This window comes from Protofrankia sp. CiT1 (genome assembly GCF_917627335.1).
Lineage (GTDB): Bacteria > Actinomycetota > Actinomycetes > Frankiales > Frankiaceae > Protofrankia.
Window position 1 is genome coordinate 1 of the sequence record NZ_CAKJTP010000182.1, and the last position, 1,332, is coordinate 1,332.

A 1,332-nucleotide genomic window follows, 5' to 3' on the forward strand; every position below is an offset into this window, starting at 1 on the left:
GAGGGTGCGGGCGGCCTGGTAGTTGCCGAGCATGCGCAGGTCCAGGGCGAGGTTGCTGGCCGAGCCCAGGGTACTGGGGTGGTCGTCGCCGAAGACACGCCGCCGGTGGGCCAGGGTGTCTTCGTTGAGGGTGCGGGCGGCCTGGTAGCTGCCGAGGGCGTGTAGGTCCAGGGCGAGGTTGTTCGCCGAGCGCAGGGTACTGGGATGGTCGTCACCGAAGACACGCCGTGAACAGGCCAGCGTGTTCTCGTTCAGTTGCCGGGCGCTTTGGAGGTCGCCGAGGGCGTGTAGGTCGGCGGCGAGGTTGTTTGCCGAGGTCAGGGTGTTGGGGTGGTCGTCGCCGAGGACTCGTCGCAGGTGGGTCAGGGTGTCTTCGTTCAGGACGCGGGCGGCCTGGTAGTTGCCGCGGAGGCGGTAGGCGGCGGCTATGCAGTAGCCGGCGGCGAGGCTGTCGGGGTGCTCGTCGCCAAGGGCGGTGGACCAGCGGGTGTGCAGGATACGGCCCAGTGTCCCGGCGGCGCGGGAGTCCCCACGGGCGTCCAGGTAGTAGGCGGTGGTCAGCAGCAACTGACGGGCGTCGTGGCCGATGTCGACCGCGGGGCTGTCGGGATGCAGGGCCGGGGCGGTCAGCACCTGCGGGGCGATGACGGCCCACCGTGGCCAGCCGGCCGGATCCCGATAGCCGTCGGGCTGGTGGGCGGCCAGCAACGCCCGCACGGTCGAGGCGGCGCTCTCGGCGAGGGCGGAGGGCTGGTGGGCGCGGATGACGGCCGCGACGAGACGATGCAGCTGGATCGTGTCGCTGTCGCGCCGGGCCAAACTGTAGGCGAGGACCGCGCCGAGGATGTCATCGAGATCCGCGGTGGGGTCGGTGCCGGCCACCACGTCATGCAGCGGTGCGTCGAGCAGATCGGGATGATCACTGATCAGAGTCAGCGGGATGGGCTCGGGGCCGAAGTGGGCGCACAGGTCCAGCATTGCCACCGCGGCGGGGCAGTGGGCGCGCAGGCGGTCGAGGGCGAGGGACCAGACGGTGTCGATGGTGCGGCCATAGACGAGATCGACCCCGCGGGTGAGCATCTGAGCCCGTCGGCTGCGGAATTTCACCAGGTAATCTGCGGGAGCCAGCCCGGTGGTGTCAAGATAGGCGGCGACCTGTTCCAGCGCGAGGGGCAGGTCACCGAGGTCGTCGGCAAGCTGGTCGGCAATGGCGGGGCCGATGCCCGGGATACGCCGGCCCAGCAGGGCGACCGCTTCGCCGCGGGATAGGACATCGACGTCGATGCGGTCGGCGAGCCCGCCCCAGCCCGGATACCGGGAGGTGATCAGAAT

General features: G+C 70.4%; 1 protein-coding gene. It reads right to left on the reverse strand.

Going from position 1 to position 1,332, the window contains the following annotated elements; translation table 11 throughout:
* Positions 1–1,332 (reverse strand): FxSxx-COOH system tetratricopeptide repeat protein (gene fxsT, locus MJ785_RS19170; protein ID WP_239382126.1); only part of this gene is annotated, 1,332 nt, incomplete at both ends.